The sequence below is a fragment of the Desulfosarcina cetonica JCM 12296 genome (assembly GCF_001311845.1).
GTDB lineage: Bacteria > Desulfobacterota > Desulfobacteria > Desulfobacterales > Desulfosarcinaceae > Desulfosarcina > Desulfosarcina cetonica.
Map to the genome: position 1 here is coordinate 44,911 of NZ_BBCC01000018.1, position 15,992 is coordinate 60,902.

The 15,992-nt window shown below is 59.9% G+C and carries 14 protein-coding genes and 1 pseudogene; 12 read left to right on the forward strand and 3 right to left on the reverse strand.

Going from position 1 to position 15,992, the window contains the following annotated elements; all coding sequences use genetic code 11:
* Nucleotides 1–61: 61 nt before the first annotated feature.
* From frr to JCM12296_RS06440, 9 genes and pseudogenes are all read left to right on the forward strand, one after another.
* Nucleotides 62–619, forward strand: coding sequence for a ribosome recycling factor (frr, locus tag JCM12296_RS06400; protein WP_054691113.1), 558 nt, complete (start codon nucleotides 62–64; stop codon nucleotides 617–619).
* 64 nt (nucleotides 620–683) lie between these two features.
* Nucleotides 684–1,360: pseudogene (gene uppS / locus JCM12296_RS06405) on the forward strand (polyprenyl diphosphate synthase).
* 41 nt (nucleotides 1,361–1,401) lie between these two features.
* Complete coding sequence (locus JCM12296_RS06410) at nucleotides 1,402–2,208, forward strand: phosphatidate cytidylyltransferase (RefSeq protein WP_054691115.1); 807 nt, start codon at nucleotides 1,402–1,404, stop codon at nucleotides 2,206–2,208.
* A 38-nt stretch (nucleotides 2,209–2,246) separates the two neighbouring features.
* Nucleotides 2,247–3,410 (forward strand): 1-deoxy-D-xylulose-5-phosphate reductoisomerase, encoded by a 1,164-nt coding sequence (locus JCM12296_RS06415; RefSeq protein ID WP_054691117.1) that lies wholly within the window; start codon nucleotides 2,247–2,249, stop codon nucleotides 3,408–3,410.
* A gap of 10 nt (nucleotides 3,411–3,420) precedes the next feature.
* Complete coding sequence (rseP, locus tag JCM12296_RS06420; RefSeq protein WP_054691119.1) at nucleotides 3,421–4,785, forward strand: RIP metalloprotease RseP; 1,365 nt, start codon at nucleotides 3,421–3,423, stop codon at nucleotides 4,783–4,785.
* 10 nt (nucleotides 4,786–4,795) lie between these two features.
* Nucleotides 4,796–7,792, forward strand: a complete 2,997-nt coding sequence (locus tag JCM12296_RS06425; RefSeq protein WP_054691121.1) for an AIR synthase-related protein — start codon at nucleotides 4,796–4,798, stop codon at nucleotides 7,790–7,792.
* Nucleotides 7,789–8,649 (forward strand): phosphoribosylformylglycinamidine synthase subunit PurQ, encoded by an 861-nt coding sequence (locus JCM12296_RS06430; protein WP_306303974.1) that lies wholly within the window; start codon nucleotides 7,789–7,791, stop codon nucleotides 8,647–8,649. Before JCM12296_RS06425 ends, JCM12296_RS06430 begins: the two co-directional genes overlap by 4 nt.
* Nucleotides 8,642–9,589, forward strand: a complete 948-nt coding sequence (locus tag JCM12296_RS06435; protein ID WP_157067413.1) for a DUF6625 family protein — start codon at nucleotides 8,642–8,644, stop codon at nucleotides 9,587–9,589. Before JCM12296_RS06430 ends, JCM12296_RS06435 begins: the two co-directional genes overlap by 8 nt.
* Before the next feature lie 26 nt (nucleotides 9,590–9,615).
* A complete protein-coding gene (locus JCM12296_RS06440; RefSeq protein ID WP_054691125.1) occupies nucleotides 9,616–10,758 on the forward strand; it encodes a glycosyltransferase family 4 protein in 1,143 nt (380 codons plus the stop codon).
* Between the two features lie 31 nt (nucleotides 10,759–10,789).
* Here JCM12296_RS06440 and JCM12296_RS06445 read toward each other — a convergent pair whose 3' ends face one another.
* Genes JCM12296_RS06445 through JCM12296_RS06455 form a run of 3 tightly spaced genes read right to left on the reverse strand, consistent with a single transcriptional unit; the run spans nucleotide 10,790 to nucleotide 12,922 of the window.
* Nucleotides 10,790–11,368: a hypothetical protein gene (locus JCM12296_RS06445; RefSeq protein WP_157067414.1), complete on the reverse strand. Its 579-nt coding sequence runs from the start codon at nucleotides 11,366–11,368 to the stop codon at nucleotides 10,790–10,792.
* The gene (locus tag JCM12296_RS06450) at nucleotides 11,368–12,375 is read right to left on the reverse strand and encodes a glycosyltransferase family 39 protein (RefSeq protein ID WP_054691128.1); all 1,008 of its coding nucleotides are present in this window, start codon (nucleotides 12,373–12,375) and stop codon (nucleotides 11,368–11,370) included. The genes JCM12296_RS06445 and JCM12296_RS06450 overlap by 1 nt, the downstream gene beginning before the upstream one ends.
* 4 nt (nucleotides 12,376–12,379) lie before the next feature.
* On the reverse strand, nucleotides 12,380–12,922 hold the full coding sequence (locus tag JCM12296_RS06455; protein WP_054691129.1) for a hypothetical protein: 543 nt from the start codon (nucleotides 12,920–12,922) through the stop codon (nucleotides 12,380–12,382).
* A gap of 246 nt (nucleotides 12,923–13,168) precedes the next feature.
* Here JCM12296_RS06455 and JCM12296_RS06460 point away from each other — a divergent pair, with 246 nt between their 5' ends.
* The 3 genes from JCM12296_RS06460 (at nucleotide 13,169) to JCM12296_RS06470 (ending at nucleotide 15,933) form a co-directional block, all read left to right on the forward strand.
* Nucleotides 13,169–14,092, forward strand: a complete 924-nt coding sequence (locus JCM12296_RS06460) for a lysophospholipid acyltransferase family protein (protein WP_054691130.1) — start codon at nucleotides 13,169–13,171, stop codon at nucleotides 14,090–14,092.
* Between the two features lie 66 nt (nucleotides 14,093–14,158).
* Nucleotides 14,159–15,166 carry a lipopolysaccharide heptosyltransferase II gene (waaF, locus tag JCM12296_RS06465; protein ID WP_054691132.1) on the forward strand — a complete coding sequence of 336 codons (1,008 nt, stop codon included), beginning with the start codon at nucleotides 14,159–14,161 and terminating at the stop codon, nucleotides 15,164–15,166.
* Nucleotides 15,163–15,933: a glycosyltransferase family 9 protein gene (locus JCM12296_RS06470; protein ID WP_054691135.1), complete on the forward strand. Its 771-nt coding sequence runs from the start codon at nucleotides 15,163–15,165 to the stop codon at nucleotides 15,931–15,933. Before waaF ends, JCM12296_RS06470 begins: the two co-directional genes overlap by 4 nt.
* Nucleotides 15,934–15,992: the final 59 nt, after the last annotated feature.

Here is a 15,992-nt window from a genome sequence, read left to right on the forward strand (position 1 = left end):
GCAGCGAACGTTCCATCCTCTGACCCGTCAACGCGCTAACCCCGTTCCAACGAGGTACCTCATGATCGATGAAACCCTTCAGGAAACCAAAGAGCGCATGGCCAAAACGATCAGTGCGCTGGAAAATGAACTCAAACGCATTCGCACCGGACGCGCCTCCCTGTCCCTTTTGGACGGAATCCGGGTGGATTATTACGGCACCCAGACACAGCTGAATCAGATGGCCTCCCTTTCCGTTCCCGAGAGCCGCCTGATCGTCATCCAGCCCTGGGACGTCTCGGCGATCAAGGAGATCGAGAAGGCCATTTTGAAGTCCGATCTCGGCCTGACCCCCTCCAGTGACGGCAAGCTGATCCGTATCTCGATTCCGCCGCTTACCGAGGAACGGCGCAAGGAGTTGGTCAAGGTGGTCAGCAAGATGTGCGAGGAGCACAAGGTTGCCACGCGCAATATCCGGCGAGATGCCAACGAACTGCTCAAGGGGTTCAAGAAGGACGGCGATATCGCCGAGGACGATGCTTTCAAGGCCCAGGATCAGGTTCAGAAGATCACCGACGAATACATCGCCAAGATCGACCAGATTTATAAAAACAAAGAGAAAGAGATCCTTGAATTTTAGTTCATCCTCCGAGATGCGGATTGAACTGGATCCCCAGCGGATGCCCCAACATGTGGCCATCATCATGGACGGCAACGGACGTTGGGCGAAAAAACGCCTGCTCAACCGCATCAACGGGCATGAAAAAGGAGCCGAAGCCGTGCGCACCGTTGTGCGTACCGCCCGGCGCCTCAACATCGCCGCTCTCACGCTCTACGCCTTTTCGACAGAAACTGGCAACGTCCGAAAACCGAAATTGCGGGGTTGATGGCGCTGTTGCAACGTTTTTTGGCGTCCGAGCGCCAGCTCCTGCTCGACAATGAAATCCGGCTCAACACCATCGGTGAGACCGACCGGTTGCCGAGCGGCGTGCGCGACACGCTCCGGGCGGTGATGGCGGAGACCGCCGCTTTCGACAAGATGGTGCTGACCCTGGCGCTCAGCTACGGCGCACGCTCGGAGATCGTGTCCATGGTCCGGCAGATCGCCGTCGCCGCCAAGGCCGGCACGCTCGATCCGGATGCCTTGGACGAGAAGATCGTGGCCGGCCACCTGGCCACCCGCGATCTTCCCGATCCGGACCTGTTAATTCGCACCAGCGGCGAGATGCGCCTGAGCAATTTCCTGCTTTGGCAGATCGCCTACGCGGAACTGGTGTTCACCCCGACCCTCTGGCCGGATTTCGGCGAAAGCGAATTCATCCAGATTCTGAAGGATTACCAGAATCGTGAACGGCGCTTTGGCGCGGTCATCTCACCCTAAACCGGAGCCTATTTACGATATTACAGGCTGCAGGAATGCCGATGCACCTGAAACGCTGGATCACCGGAATCGTCGCCGTTCCCCTGGTTTACTTCCTGGTCGCCGCCGGTGGCACGGTTTTTCTCCTGCTGATCGCCGCCGTGGCGGTGTTGACCCTCTGGGAGTACCATCAGGCGGTTTTTAAAACACTGGATCCCGGCTTGGCAAGCGCCATCCCCGGCCTGGGGATCTGCCTGGCACCGCTCATCATCCTGGTTGCCGCTCGCTGGGGAATGGCGTATGTGCCCCTGGTGCTGGCCGTGGACCTTGTCGTGGTCGCCGGCCTGACCCTACCGCTTTTCAAAACCGATTCCCAGGCGCCCTTTCTCGTGGCCAAGCAGGTCCTGGGGCTGGTTTATATTCCGGTTTCACTGGCCTTTTTGATGCTTTTGCGGGAAGATACGGCCGGCGCCCGATGGATTTTTCTGCTGCTTGTAACCGTTGCCGCCGGGGATACGGGGGCGTTTTATACCGGCACCTACCTGGGCCGGAACAAGCTTTGTCCCTGGGTCAGCCCCAAAAAAACCATCGAAGGCAGTCTGGGCGGGCTGACCGCCAACATCGGGGTGGCCCTGGTGTTTAAATGGTTCTTTCTGCCGGCCCTGGCAATCCTGCCGACCGTCCTGTTCGCCCTGGTGATCGGCATTGCCGGCCAGGTGGGCGATCTCTTTGCCTCTGAATTCAAGCGCTGGGCCGGCATCAAGGATTCGGGCCGCCTGCTCCCCGGACATGGCGGTTTCCTCGACCGGCTGGACGCCCTCTTGTTCGCCACGCCGCTTGCCTATCTGCTCAAAATCAGTATATTCTGATCGGAATCGCCATCAAGACGCCAAGAAACGAAGCAGCCATGAAAGCACTTTCCATTTTAGGGTCCACCGGCTCGATCGGCACCAATGCCCTCGACATCGTGCGGCAGTTTCCCGACCGGTTCCGCGTCATGGCCCTGGCGGCCAAGACCAGTGTCGCCAAACTGGCCGAGCAGATCGTTGAATTCTCGCCCCGTGTGGTTGCCGTCTACGACGATGTCCATGCCGTCCGGCTCAAAGCCCTTTTGCCGTCGGACGTCGACGTGGACATCGTGTCTGGCGACGATGGCTACTTGACGGCCGCCACCCTGCCCGAGATCGATATGGTGTTGGGTGCCATGGTCGGCGCGGCCGGGCTGAAACCCACCCTGGCGGCCATCGATGCGGGCAAGGACATCGCCCTGGCCAACAAGGAGACCCTGGTCATGGCCGGGGAGATCGTCATGGCGCGGGTGGCCGCGCGCGGGGTGAAACTGATGCCCGTGGACAGCGAGCACAGCGCGATTTTCCAGAGCATGGCCGGCCATCAACATGCCGAGATCCGCGAGATCCTGCTGACCGCCTCCGGCGGGCCCTTCCGGCAGAAACCGGCCGCCGAGTTCGCCGCCATCACCCCGGCCATGGCCCTGCGCCATCCCAACTGGTCCATGGGCAGCAAGATCACCATCGATTCGGCCACCTTGATGAACAAGGGACTTGAAGTGATCGAGGCACGCTGGCTTTTCGACGTGGATTTCAGCCATATCAAGGTGGTGGTTCATCCCCAGAGCATCATCCACTCCATGGTCACCTACCAAGACGGGGCCGTGATTGCCCAGTTGGGCATCCCGGACATGAAAGGGGCCATTGCCTACGGACTTTCGCATCCCCAGCGGCTGCCACTCTCCCTGCCGGCCCCGGATTTCGCCGCCCTGGGACAGCTGACCTTTGAAGAACCGGACCTCGACCGTTTCCCCTGCCTGGCCCTGGCCTTTAAGGCCGGTGCGGCGGGCGGTACCGGACCCGCCGTGCTCAATGCGGCCAACGAAATCGCCGTGGCCGCCTTTCTGGATGGCCGTCTGCCATACACAGGGATCTACCCGCTGATCGCACAGACCCTGGATCGGCACCCGATGGTGTCCCATCCGGATTTGGACCAGCTCATCGCGGCGGATCGCTGGGCTCGGGAGACGGCCCACGACCTGATCCACCGACAGGAGTCTTAAGGTTTCGCCTATGACCACCAGCATTTTTGCCTTTATCGTCGTTCTCGGCGTTTTGATTTTTTTCCATGAACTGGGTCATTTCCTGGTGGCTCGGCTTTTTGGTGTGGGCGTCGAAAAATTCTCCCTGGGGTTTGGTCCCCGCATATTCGGGAAAACCGTTGGAATCACCGACTACCGGATTTCCGCCATTCCTTTGGGCGGCTATGTCAAGATGGTGGGCGATGAGCCGGACGTTGAGATTGATCCGGACCTGATTCCCCTTTCGTTCACCCACAAACATGTTCTCAAGCGCATCCTGATCGTGGCCGCCGGGCCAGGCTTCAACCTGCTTTTGGCCGTGATCATCTACTTCGGATTTTTCTTCTTCATCGGCACCGAGGACATCCGGCCGGTGGTCAACCAGGTGGTCGCCGAAAGTCCTGCGGCCCAGGCTGGTATTCGCACCGGCGACGAAATCGTCGCCATTGACGGCAAGGCCGTGACCGCCTGGGGCGACATCGACCGCCTGATCGCCGCCGACAAGGGGGCACCGGTGCACATCACCGCCCGGCGCGAGGGCGCCCTGTACGATGTCACGATTACGCCCCAGACCAAAGTGGCCAAGGACATCCTGGGTGACGACACCCCCTATTACGATCCCGGCTTTTCGGGGCTGCCACCCCTGAAAGCCCTGGTGGGCGAGGTGGCCGACGGCTATCCGGCCAAGAAAGCCGGCCTTAAAAAAGGGGACCTGATCGTCGGCATCAACGGCCGTCCGGTGGACAGCTGGAACACGATGAAGACGATTATTTCCCAGAGCAAGGGGGAGCCGCTCTCCGTGCGGGTGCGGCGCGGCCAGGAGAGCCTGACCGTCCGGATCGTGCCGGTGCTGTATAGCGAAGAGAATATGCTCGGTGAGAAGGTGGACAGTTACCGCATCGGCATTTCCACCCCGGGCATCACGATTCCCGCGGGCGACCGCATCGTCGTCAAGCGGGGTGTCGTCGATGCCTTTGTGGAAAGTGTCAGCCAGACCTATCAGATCTCGCGCCTGACGATCCTGAGCATCGGCAAGCTGATCAAGGGCACCGTTTCCACCAAGACCCTGGGCGGACCGATCATGATTGCCGAGATGGCCGGGCAGCAGGCCAAAGCGGGGCTGACCAACCTGATCTTCTTCATCGCCGTTCTCAGTATCAACCTGGCCGTGCTCAATTTCCTGCCCATTCCGGTGCTCGACGGCGGCCATCTGTTGTTTTTCTTCATCGAGGCGGTCACCCGCCGGCCGGTCAACACGCGCATGCGCGAGATCGCCCAGCAGGCCGGCATTTTTATTTTGCTTCTGTTGATGATTTTTGTGTTCTACAACGATATTACGCGCTTGTTTGCGAGTTAGAAGGGTACCCATGCCGCAGCGAATAGAAATCACGCTCAACGAAGACCTCGTGGATGCCGAGGGCGAGGCCCTGCGCCACAAGGCCAGGAACTATTTCGGCATCGACCTTGAAACGGTGCGCACGATTTCGATTGTGACCATCGATGCGGACCTGAGCGAGGCGCAGGTGGCGATGGCGCGCCGGGAGATCTTCACCAATCCGGTGACCCAGGTCTCTTCTTTGACGCCACTGCCGGTGGATTTCGACTGGATCATTTGGGTCGGTTTTCGGCCCGGGGTGCGTGACAATGCCGGGGCCACGGCCGTTGAGGCGGTGGAAGACCTTTTGCATATGAAGTTCTCCCCCGGCCAGGCGATCTACACCTCCAAGCGCTATTGTCTCAAGGGCGGCGGCATCACCCGACAGGATGCGGAGAAAATCGCCGGCGAAATCCTGGCCAATGACATCATCCAGCAGTATGCCGTGTACGATCGCAATGCGTGGGATCCGGCGGTTGGCATCGGTTTTGTGATCCCCAAGGTGATTCTCGACCACACCCCCGAGACCACCACCCTGTCCATCGACAGTGACGCCACCCTGGCGCGGCTCAGCGACGAGCGCAGCCTTTCGCTCAACCCCAACGATATTCCCACCATCCGGGCCTATTTTCTCGATCCGGCGGTGAAGCGCCAGCGACGGGCGGTCAACCTCGGCGACCCCACCGACGTGGAATTGGAGTACATCTCCCAGGGGCGCAGCGATCACTGCAACCACAACACCTTCGGCGGAAGATTTCATTACCAGGATCTTTCCACCGGCGAGGGCGAGACCATCGAGAGCCTCTTCAGGACCTATATCGAGCGGCCCACCTTGGCGCTGAAGCAGCGCAAACCGTGGGTGATCTCGGTTCTCTGGGACAACGCCGGCGTGGGGCAGTTCGACAATGACACCTACTACACGATTACCGGTGAGACCCACAACTCGCCCTCCAACATGGAGGCCTATGGCGGGGCCATCACCGGCATCGTCGGCATCTACCGTGATCCCATGGGCACCGGCAAGGGCTCGCGCCTGATCATGGGCAGTTACGGCTTTTGCGTCGGGCCGCGGGACTACGCCGGCGATCTCAAACCGCGCCTGCATCCCAAACGGCTGTTGGACGGCGTGATCGAGGGGGTGCGCGACGGCGGCAACAAGAGCGGCATCCCCACGCCCTTCGGCCAGGTGATGTTTCATCCGGGATATATGGGCAAATGCCTGGTCTTCGTGACCGCCCTGGGAATCATGCCGGCTGCCATCAACGGCGAACCTTCGGATCAGAAGACCATTTTCCCCGGCGATTTGGTGATCATGTGCGGCGGCCGGGTGGGTAAGGACGGTATCCACGGCGTTACCGCTTCCTCGGCGACCTTTTCGGCCAATACGCCGGCCGGCCACGTGCAGATCGGCGATCCCTACACCCAGAAGAAGATGCACGACTTTCTGCTGCAAGCCCGGGACGAGGGCTTGATCCGCTTCATCACCGACAACGGCGGGGGTGGCCTCTCCTCCTCGGTGGGCGAGAGCGCGCGCTTTTCGGGCGGCTGCGAGATCCAGCTGGAGAAGGTGCCCCTGAAATACGACGGCCTGGACCAGTGGGAAATCTGGGTCTCCGAGTCCCAGGAGCGCATGACCGTGGCTATCGACCCCCGACACCTGGCGCGTTTCATGGAACTTTCCACCCTGCACGCCGTGGAGAGCACGGTGATAGGCACCTACACGGACAGCGGCAAGATTCACATCACCTATAACGGCGTCACCTGCGCCTACATCGATCTGGCCCTGCTCACCTCGGCCTTTCCCAAATGGGAGTTCGAGGCCGTCTGGCAGCCGCCGGCCCTGCGCGGCCTTACCGAACCGGTGCTGGGCGTTCCCACGGATGTGGCTGGCCTTCTGCTCGATCTGTTGGCCCGGCCGAATATCTGCTCCAAAACGTGGGTTGCCCGCCAGTACGACCACGAGGTTCAAGGCACCAGCGTGATCAAGCCCCTGGTCGGCGCTGCCCAGGATATTCCCAGCGACGCCGCCGTGATCCGGCCGGTGCTTTCATCCGACCGCGGGCTGGTCTTCTCCCAGGCGCTGATCCCCATGTATTCGGCCATCGACGCCTACCCCATGACCACCTGCACGATCGACGAAGCGGTGCGGCGAGCCATTGCCGTGGGCGCGGACCCCGAGCATCTGGGCGGGGTGGACAACTTCTGCTGGCCCAGCATCCAGTACGATCCGCAGACCAATCCCGACGGCCGCCACAAGGCCGCCCAGCTGGTGCGTAGCTGCAAGGCCCTGGAACGGATGTGCCTGGCCTACGGCATTCCGCTGCTCTCGGGCAAGGACTCCATGTATGTGGATGGGCATCTTCCGGGCCGCTACGGCGAGACTCACAAGGTGTCGGCCCTGGAAACCCTGCAGTTTTCCGTTACCGGCGTGATCGATGATGTGTGCCGCTGCATGACCCTGGATGCCAAGCTGACCGGGGACCGGGTCTGGGTCGTGGGCCTGACCCGCAACGAATTGGGCGGGTCCGAATATTACGAGCGCCTGGGCAAGATCGGCCTGAATGTTCCCGAGGTGGATCCCGAGGCCTTTGCCGAGCGCTACCGCCGTGTGGCCGAGGCGGGGCGCAAGGGGATTTTGGCCTCCTGCCATGGGATCTATCGCGGCGGCCTGGGCGTTCATCTGGCCATGGTGGCCATGGCCGGCGAACTGGGAATCCACGTGGATTTGTCCAAGGTACCGGCCGACGGCGCACTGCGCGACGACACGCTGCTCTTTTCCGAGAGCGCCGGCCGGTTTATCGTAACGGTGGCGCCGCAAAACGAGGCCGCCTTTGCCGCTATTATGGACGGCCAGCCGGCCGCCTGCGTGGGCGAGGTCACCGAGGTTCCGCAATTGACCATGACGGGCACCGATGGCAATCCATTGGCAACCTTGACCGTAGAGCTGATGAAGGCGGCCTGGAAACGGCCGTTTGGGGATCTGATATGAGTGCGAAACCGAAGGTACTGGTGCTGACGGGCTTCGGCCTGAACTGTGATCATGAAACGGCGTATGCCTTCGAGCTGGCCGGGGCCGCGGCCCAGCGAGTGCACATCAACACCTTGATCAAGGGTGACGCGCTGCTGGACGATTTTCAGATCCTGGTTTTCGGCGGCGGCTTCAGTTGGGGTGACGATCACGGTGCCGGGGTGATCCAGGCCCTGCGCCTGAAGACCAACCTGGGCGACCGGCTGCTGGCCTTCGTGGCTGCCGGCAAACTGGTCATGGGAATCTGCAACGGCTTCCAGACCCTGGTGAACCTGGGGCTGTTGCCGGGCAATGACGGCGACTACACCCGCCGCTCGGTGGCCCTGACCAACAACGACTGCGGCAATTTTCAGGACCGGTGGGTGCGCCTGGCCATCAATCCCGATTCGCCCTGCATCTTCACCCGCGGCATCGCTGCCCTGGATCTTCCCGTGCGGCACGGCGAAGGCAAGTTTTACACGGATGCCGCAACCCTCAAGACCCTGGCCGGCGGCAACCAGATCGCCCTGCGCTATGCGCTCGCCGATGGCCAGCCGGCCGCCGGTGCCTTTCCCGACAACCCCAATGGCTCGCTGATGGACATCGCCGGTATCTGCGACCCCACGGGGCGGGTCTTCGGCTTGATGCCCCACCCGGAAGCCTACAACCATATCACCAACCACCCGCCTGGACCCGCCGGCTGGAAGCGGACCGGCGGCGTGGTGTCACACCGGAAACCACGGTGGGCGAGGGGATTCGCATTTTTGAAAACGCCGTGGCGTATTTCGGCAGCTGATGCCGGCATGACGGATTTTTTTATTGCAGGCGTCCATGCATAAAACCAATACCACGTGTGCCTTTATCGTTCTCTATTTCGGCGCGTTGCCCGACTACTTTGATTTCTGGGCGCGCTCCTGTGAGAGCAACCATACGCATTTCCATTGGTTTGTGTACAACGACAGCATCACCGAAACGATCCCGTTCAATCCGGCGGTCACCCTTGTTCCCTATGGCTTCGCGCAATTATGCCAGGAGATCGAAGCCGCCTACCAGCTTCCCGTGCCTTCGGAAAGCCGCGGCCTGGTCTGTGACTACGAATTGTTGCTCGCCACTTTGAAACACGATGACGACGCCTTTCATGGGTTTGACTTCGTCGGATTCACCGACCTTGATGTGATCTATGGCGATATCCGGCGTTTTCTTCCAGACGATGCCTTGGACTACGCCATGATCAGCGCCGACGATGATCGGCCTTGCGGTCCGTTCATGCTGTTCAATCGTAAATACGCGGATCGGATTTTCAGGCACGATGGGGTTTCCGCCTGGCTGAAATCCACACTCGAAAAAGAAGTCTGGCAGTTAACCCACTCCACCGAAGCGGGCGCCTTCGAGCCCATGACCGGCAGCCGCAAGAAAGACGCGCTGGTCAAGCAAACCCGATTCAGGCATCTTGACGAATCCGAGACCTTGATGAAAATCGCCGCCCGATTCGCGCCGGTGCTTTGCCGGGCCGATCCGCTTCAGCCGACCATGACCAAGGGATTCAACTTCCGCAAGGCATTTGCCGTGTGGGAGAAGGGGACGCTGAAGGTCTATGATAATCGCGGGCATGTCCGGGAGGGGGCCTTTTTCCATTTTTCCCGATTTAAAAAACGGGCGCGTTTCAAGATCGATCCGGCGGTCAGCCGATCCCATCGCTGGGGAATCTACAAGTACGGCATTCGCGAAATTGCATCGCCGCTGACCTTGATGAAGATGTGGGGGTCACTTCTTTATTAAACCGGACGATTGCGGGGAGGGCGTGGTTGAAGAAGAAAATTGCGATTGTACGCTCCACCTATTCGCCCTTCGGTGGCGTCGAACGGGTGGCGCTGAGTCTGGTTGAAGGCCTTTTACAAAAGGGCCTTGCGGTGACCTTGCTGACCTTCCCCGGTCAATCCTGGCCCATTGACGACCCGAACCTGCAGTTGGTGCCCTTGGGCCTGTTCCGTACTCACCGGCTGATCCAGGCCTGGTCCTTTGAAACGGCCGTCCGGCGTTATCTGCGGCGCCATGACTTCGACTGCATTTTCTCCCTGGACAAGGTCACCTGTTTTACGCATCTGCACGCCGGCGGCGGCACCCACAAGACCTTCCTGCGCATCCGGGCCGGCTATTCGAATCGGCTGTCACGCTTTTTCAGGCGGTTGAGCCTGTACCACCGCTATATCCTCCATCTTGAGAAAAAGGGCTTCGAAAATCCGCGGCTTCAAAAGGTGCGCTGCAACGCCGGGATGGTGAAGCGCGATATCCAGGCCGACTACGGCGTGCCTGAAGAGCGGCTCAGTGTCATCCACAGCGGCATCCGTTGGAAGTCCATGGAGCCGGTTTTCGACGACCGGGTTGCCGTGGCCGAGGATTTGCGCCGCCAGCATGACCTCTCGCCGGACTGGGCGTGCCTGCTATTCCTGGGCAGCGGGTTCGATCGCAAGGGCTTGGATATTGCGATTCAGGGATTGGCCGCCATGCCGCCGGTCTGTCATTTACTCGTGGTGGGCAAGGGGGCGACCGGCCCCTATGAACGCCTGGCGGAAACCCTGAACCTTACCGGGCGCGTTCATTTTCTCGGCTCTCAACCCCAGGGATGGCGCTATGCCACCTGCTGCCGCGCCCTGGTATTGCCGTCCCGATACGATCCCTTTGGCGGCGCCGCCGCCGAAGGCCATGCCATGGGAATTCCCGTTCTGGTGAGCGATACCACGGGGTTTGCCGATTATGTGGTGCCGGGTGAAAATGGCATTATCCTGAACAACCCAATGACGGCCCAAACCATTCAGCGGGGATTCGTCGCGCTGTGGGAGCTGATCCGCCACCCCCGGCAAACGCCGGCCGAGCTGCATGCGCATGTGCGCTGCCTGGACGATGACGCGATTCTGGAGCGGCTCCTGGCCGAGTTTCTCTCGCTCTGAAATCCTCGATGGTCGGAATGCCGCCGAACCGTCAACCCGCCTTCCGGCGCAGCAGCAGGTAGTCTTCCTTGCCGTCGTAATTCCATTTTCCGATTGTTTGGAAATCAGCGGCCCACGACTCCGTCATCAGGTCGAAACTTTCCTTGGGCCATGTTTTTCTGGACCACAGAACATAGCGGACATTCTCTTTTTTCAGGCGGGAGAGAAAAACGGGATAACTTTTACCGATGACGACCGACTCGGTTTCATCACAGAGTACGCCGCTGACATCCCGGTTGGCATAGAAAAAGACCCAGTTGTAAGCCTTAGAGCGCCCGGCGGCGATTCGGACCCGTTCGCCGGGTGCCTTGCCGTTGATGATCGCTTCGGCCATTTGGGGGAAGATCGCTTTTTCGGCATAGCGGGGGTGAACGTTCTTGCCCAGACCAAAGGCCAGAATACCCACGGCCAGAAAGATTGCCGCGCGTTTCGGGGAGATCCGCCATCGCGCCGTCAGCCATTGAACCAAATTCTCGCAGCCGAAGCCGACGATCAGAACCGCGGGCAGGATCAGGTTGATCAGAAAACGATCATACATCAGCCATGTCTTGAGGATGTACAGATACAGCATCACCGTCGCCCCAAGCACAGCCAAACAAAATAGGCGATGCGCGGATCCGTTTTCATTCTTTGGCGCAGGCCGGCGAACCCGAGTAAAAAAATCAGTAAATAGGGGTAGAAAAATTTCTCTGCCAAACAGTCCAGAAACGGGCCGAGGGGAACAATCCATGCAAATTTGCCGGCCTGATTGAGAAATTCAGCCACCAGGCCGTGTTGAGAATTAGCCAGGCTGTCGAGGCTGGCGCGAAGGCCGTGGTAGTCATCCATGAAGTGGGCCAACACCTCGACAGGTTTGTCCAGCCGGAACAATCTTGTCAACGGCAGGTCCAACGCGAGTGCGGCCACAATTCCCATGGCCGCCATGACGATGAGCGGCAGCAGGAAAATCGTCAGCGATTGGATTCGCCGGCCCTTCTCACGGTAGAACAGATAGCCGGCGGTAATACAGAGGTATAAAATCGATTCGATGCGGGCCCACGCGGCAACCATGAGGCATAGGCAGGCCAGGATCAGGTTGAGCCCCTTGCGTCCGTTGTTACGTTCCGAGCGGTTGGCATCGCCTGTGTCATGATGGCGCAGCACCATCCAAAGCGCCGTCAACAGAAAGAACCAGAAGACCGGCCCTCGGATGACTTCCGCGCTGCGTCCGGCCAGGGCCGGAATGAAGGCATAGACCAAAAGGGTCAGGCGGGTGATGCGAGCATCGAAAAACCGCTTGAGAATGAAATACAAGGGCACGAACATGCCGCAGCTAAAGAGCAATCCGATGAAGCGGCCCGCCACCACCCAGTCGTGAAAAACGGCAAAGGCGCCCGCGATCAGCGGCGGCAGGATGGACAGGTATTTCATGCCGCAAGCGTTGATCGCCGACCACTGCTGAAAATAGATCGCCCGGGCCTGCTGGATATAGATCAACCCATCGGGATTGACAACGGCGGTGAAGACGCTGAGGTAGAATCGCACCCCCATGGCAATAATGAAAACCCACGTGAGGGGGCTTTTGAAAATCCGGTTCAATGGATCAGATTCCCGCCGTTATGAGATGGTCGTAGGCAATGTTGATCTGAGATGGATAGTCTCTGGTGTCGTTGAAAACACGCGGCCCTTTTTCCGGGTCGTAACGATTGATCAGTCGCTGCTCACGCGTGGTTTCCGGAGTGCTCACCTGCAAAACAATATCTGCCCGTGAAATTCGGCTTTCGGGATCCGACTTGATATAGATGCGAATTTGTTTTTTCCGGCAATACTTCATGAAGGGAGCCAGTTCATCGACCCCGGTACAGGGGATCGGACACCACCGACGGAAAAAGTACAAGGTATCCACCGCCATGTTGTCATCATCGATAACGGCGATTTTCCGGCGATGGAACGGGCCAATCCCCCGGTTGCGGAAATACTTGCCCAAAAGGGATTTGCCAACGCCTTTGTTCCCCACGATGGCCATCAAGACAGTGGGTTGGGATGCCAAACACTGCTTGATAGTTGCTGCCAGTTCAGCTGTCTTTTCTTCCGTCAAGCCGGTATAGATGACGATCTCGCCGGCCCTGTTGCGGATTTTGATCATATGTGATGGTTACCGGTTGAAATGCGGATTTTACAATTGTGTCAGCCAGGATAGACGTGAAAAAATGAACAATTCCTTTACCACAATCGCAAATTGCTGTAAACAGGCTGGGCATGCGTGACGCCACTACCGTTTTATTGACGTAGTCCTCCGGAAAAACAGGCGATTCCGAGTCTGTTTTTTTGTTTTCAAGGCCAGCAAAACCGGACATGACTTCTGGGTTGATGCAATCCCCGTTCATTTGAGATGAAGACGAACCGACAGCCGAAGACAATCGATTTTATCGTGTATGGGCTCATTTCCCGCCTCATCCGCGCCATGGGATTTATTCCGCGATCCATGGCCCGAAGGATGGGAACCGTTTTGGGCGACCTCGCCTTTGCTTTGGACCGCAAACACCGCCAGGTGGTATTGGGCAATCTGAACCATGCCCTGGGCAATGAACGGTCTCTCCACGCGCGCCGGCGCATGGCGCGAGAGGTCTTTCGCCATATCGGTCAGATTCTCTTCGAGGTGGGCTGGTCGCTGTCAGCCCCAAGGACCGAGCTGGACCGCGACATCCGCATCGACGGGCTGGAAAACTACCGAGCCGCGCTTGAAAAAGGGCGGGGCGTGCTGTTTATCACCGCCCATCTGGGGAACTGGGAATTGCTGCCTATCGTGGGTGACCGGGCCCGCATGGCGTTGAATATCGTCTACCGGCCGCTGGATTTCATGCCCCTGGAACTCTTTTTCTGTCACCTGCGAACCCGTTTCGGCGGTAAAATGATCCCCCGCCGGCAAGCCATGCTGAAGATTGTCAGAGCCCTTCGCAAGAAAGAAGTCATTGCCATTCTGCTCGACCAGAGTGCCGATTGGTACGACGGGGTGTGGGTCGATTTCTTCGGCAAGCCGACCTGTACGAACATCGGGGCAGCCACGATCGCCTTGAAGACCGGCTCGCCGGTATTGCCGGCCTTCCTCTACCGCGAAGCAGACGGGTTTCGCGCCGTCTTCGGCAAGGAGATTCCCCTGGTCGTCACGGGGGACAAACGATCGGATATCGAGAGCAATACCTTGAACTTCAACCGGGCGATCGAAAAGGGGATCCGCAAGCATCCCGAACAATGGTTTTGGGTTCATCGGCGTTGGAAAAGCAAACCCTATCGACCATGGCCTAGAATCCGGTGACGGATTTATTTGGGGAAAGACTGTTGACGGCGTCATGAACATTCAAGAGAGAAAGAAGATCAACACTTGCTCATCCGCGGGACCAACTGGATTGGTGACGCGGTGATGACCACCCCGGCCGTGCGGGCCATTCGGGCCAATTTTCCCACCGCCCGCATCAGCATGCTGGCCAAGCCGTGGGTGGCGCCGGTCTTTACCCACAGTCCCGATGTGGACCAGGTGATTGTTTACGAGGCCGCGGGACGCCACGCGGGCGTCGCCGGCACGATCCGTTTGGCCAGGGATCTTCGGCGCTACCGCTTCGATGCGGCCATCTTGCTGCAGAACGCCATTGAGGCCGCGCTGATCGCCTTCATGGCCGGTATCCCCATCCGCATCGGCTTTGATACCGATGGTCGCCGTCCGCTGTTGACCCATCCGGTGCATCGCACCCAGGCGATCAAATCCATTCACCAGACCGGCTACTACCTGAAGATTCTCGAAGGCGTTGGCTTGGCCGGCGGCCCCCCAACGCTCTCCCTGACCCTTGATCCGGCGGATCGGATGCGCGCCGGCCAACTGCTGGCCGATCGCGGGGTGACGCCGGGCAGTCCATGCATCGGCCTCAATCCCAGCGCGACCTTCGGGCCGGCCAAGCAGTGGTTTCCCGAGCGCTATGCGCAGCTGGGCGACCGGCTGCACCGCGAATTGGGCGCCACGATCCTGATCTTCGGCGGGCCGGCGGATAAGGAATTGGGGCGCGGAATTTGCCGCCAGATGACGGTCCCGGCCATCGACTTCAGTGGCCAGACCAGCCTGGGGACGGCCATGGCCCTGATCGGCCGCTGCCGGGCCTTTGTCACCAATGACTCGGGGTTGATGCACGTGGCCGCCGCTCTTTCGATCCCCCAGGTGGCGATTTTCGGTTCCACCAACCACACGACCACCAGCCCGTTCAGCGCCAACAGCCGCATCGTGCGTGTCCCCATCGCCTGCAGCCCCTGCATGCAGCCGGTCTGTCCGCTAGGCCACATGAACTGCATGCGACAGGTGAGCGTGGACAGGGTGGCGGACGCCGTCAAGGACCTGCTTTGAATATCCTGATCGTCAAACTCAGTGCCATCGGCGATGTAATTCATACCCTGCCGGCCTTGAACGCCATCCGGGCGCGTTATCCCCAGGCCCGCATCACCTGGCTCGTGGAAGCGGCGGCAGCCGATCTGGTGCTCGGCCACCTGGCCCTGGACCGGGTCATCGTCTCCCACCGTAAACGCTGGCTGCGGGAGTTGAGAACCCCCCGGCGGCGGCAGGCGCTGACCGAGATGCGGCGGTTTTGGCACGACCTGCGCGATACTTCCTATGACATCATCATCGATTTCCAGGCCCTTTTGAAAAGCGGGCTGCTCGTCTGGCTGGCCCGGGGGCGGCGCAAAATCGGTTTCGACAAGGGCATGCAGCATCAGGAACACAGTTACCTGTTGCTCAACGAACGCGTACCCCCCGTGGACATGGAGGTGCACGCCCTGACCCGCGGCCTGATGCTGCTCAAGGCCATTGGCATCGACCATCCGTCGGTCGCGTATCATATCCCCACGACGGCCGCGGATCACCGGCAGATCGCGGCGATGCTGGGCGACCAGGGCATCGACGGCAGTCGTCCCTTGGTGGCGATCAATCCCGTGGCCTTGTGGGAAACCAAATTGTGGCTCAATGACCGTTTTGCCGCCCTGGCCGACCGGCTGGTGACCCAGCACAACGTGAATATCGTCTTCACCGGGGGACCGGGGGACCGGGCGGTGGTCGATGCCATCCGTTCCCGGATGCGCGCGCCTCGTCGGATCTTTCCGGCCGCACCTCACTGACTCTGCTGGCGGCCCTTTACCGGCGCGCCACGCTGCTGGTGACCACCGATACGGGCCCC

Bases quoted from the DNA above. Each gene is read 5' to 3' on its own strand.
- frr (WP_054691113.1), top strand. From the start codon at position 62: ATGATCGATGAAACCCTTCAGGAAACCAAAGAGCGCATGGCCAAAACG.
- JCM12296_RS06410 (WP_054691115.1), top strand. From the start codon at position 1,402: ATGCACCTGAAACGCTGGATCACCGGAATCGTCGCCGTTCCCCTGGTT.
- JCM12296_RS06415 (WP_054691117.1), top strand. From the start codon at position 2,247: ATGAAAGCACTTTCCATTTTAGGGTCCACCGGCTCGATCGGCACCAAT.
- rseP (WP_054691119.1), top strand. From the start codon at position 3,421: ATGACCACCAGCATTTTTGCCTTTATCGTCGTTCTCGGCGTTTTGATT.
- JCM12296_RS06425 (WP_054691121.1), top strand. From the start codon at position 4,796: ATGCCGCAGCGAATAGAAATCACGCTCAACGAAGACCTCGTGGATGCC.
- JCM12296_RS06430 (WP_306303974.1), top strand. From the start codon at position 7,789: ATGAGTGCGAAACCGAAGGTACTGGTGCTGACGGGCTTCGGCCTGAAC.
- JCM12296_RS06435 (WP_157067413.1), top strand. From the start codon at position 8,642: ATGCATAAAACCAATACCACGTGTGCCTTTATCGTTCTCTATTTCGGC.
- JCM12296_RS06445 (WP_157067414.1), bottom strand. From the start codon at position 11,368: ATGCTGTATCTGTACATCCTCAAGACATGGCTGATGTATGATCGTTTT.
- JCM12296_RS06455 (WP_054691129.1), bottom strand. From the start codon at position 12,922: ATGATCAAAATCCGCAACAGGGCCGGCGAGATCGTCATCTATACCGGC.
- JCM12296_RS06460 (WP_054691130.1), top strand. From the start codon at position 13,169: ATGAAGACGAACCGACAGCCGAAGACAATCGATTTTATCGTGTATGGG.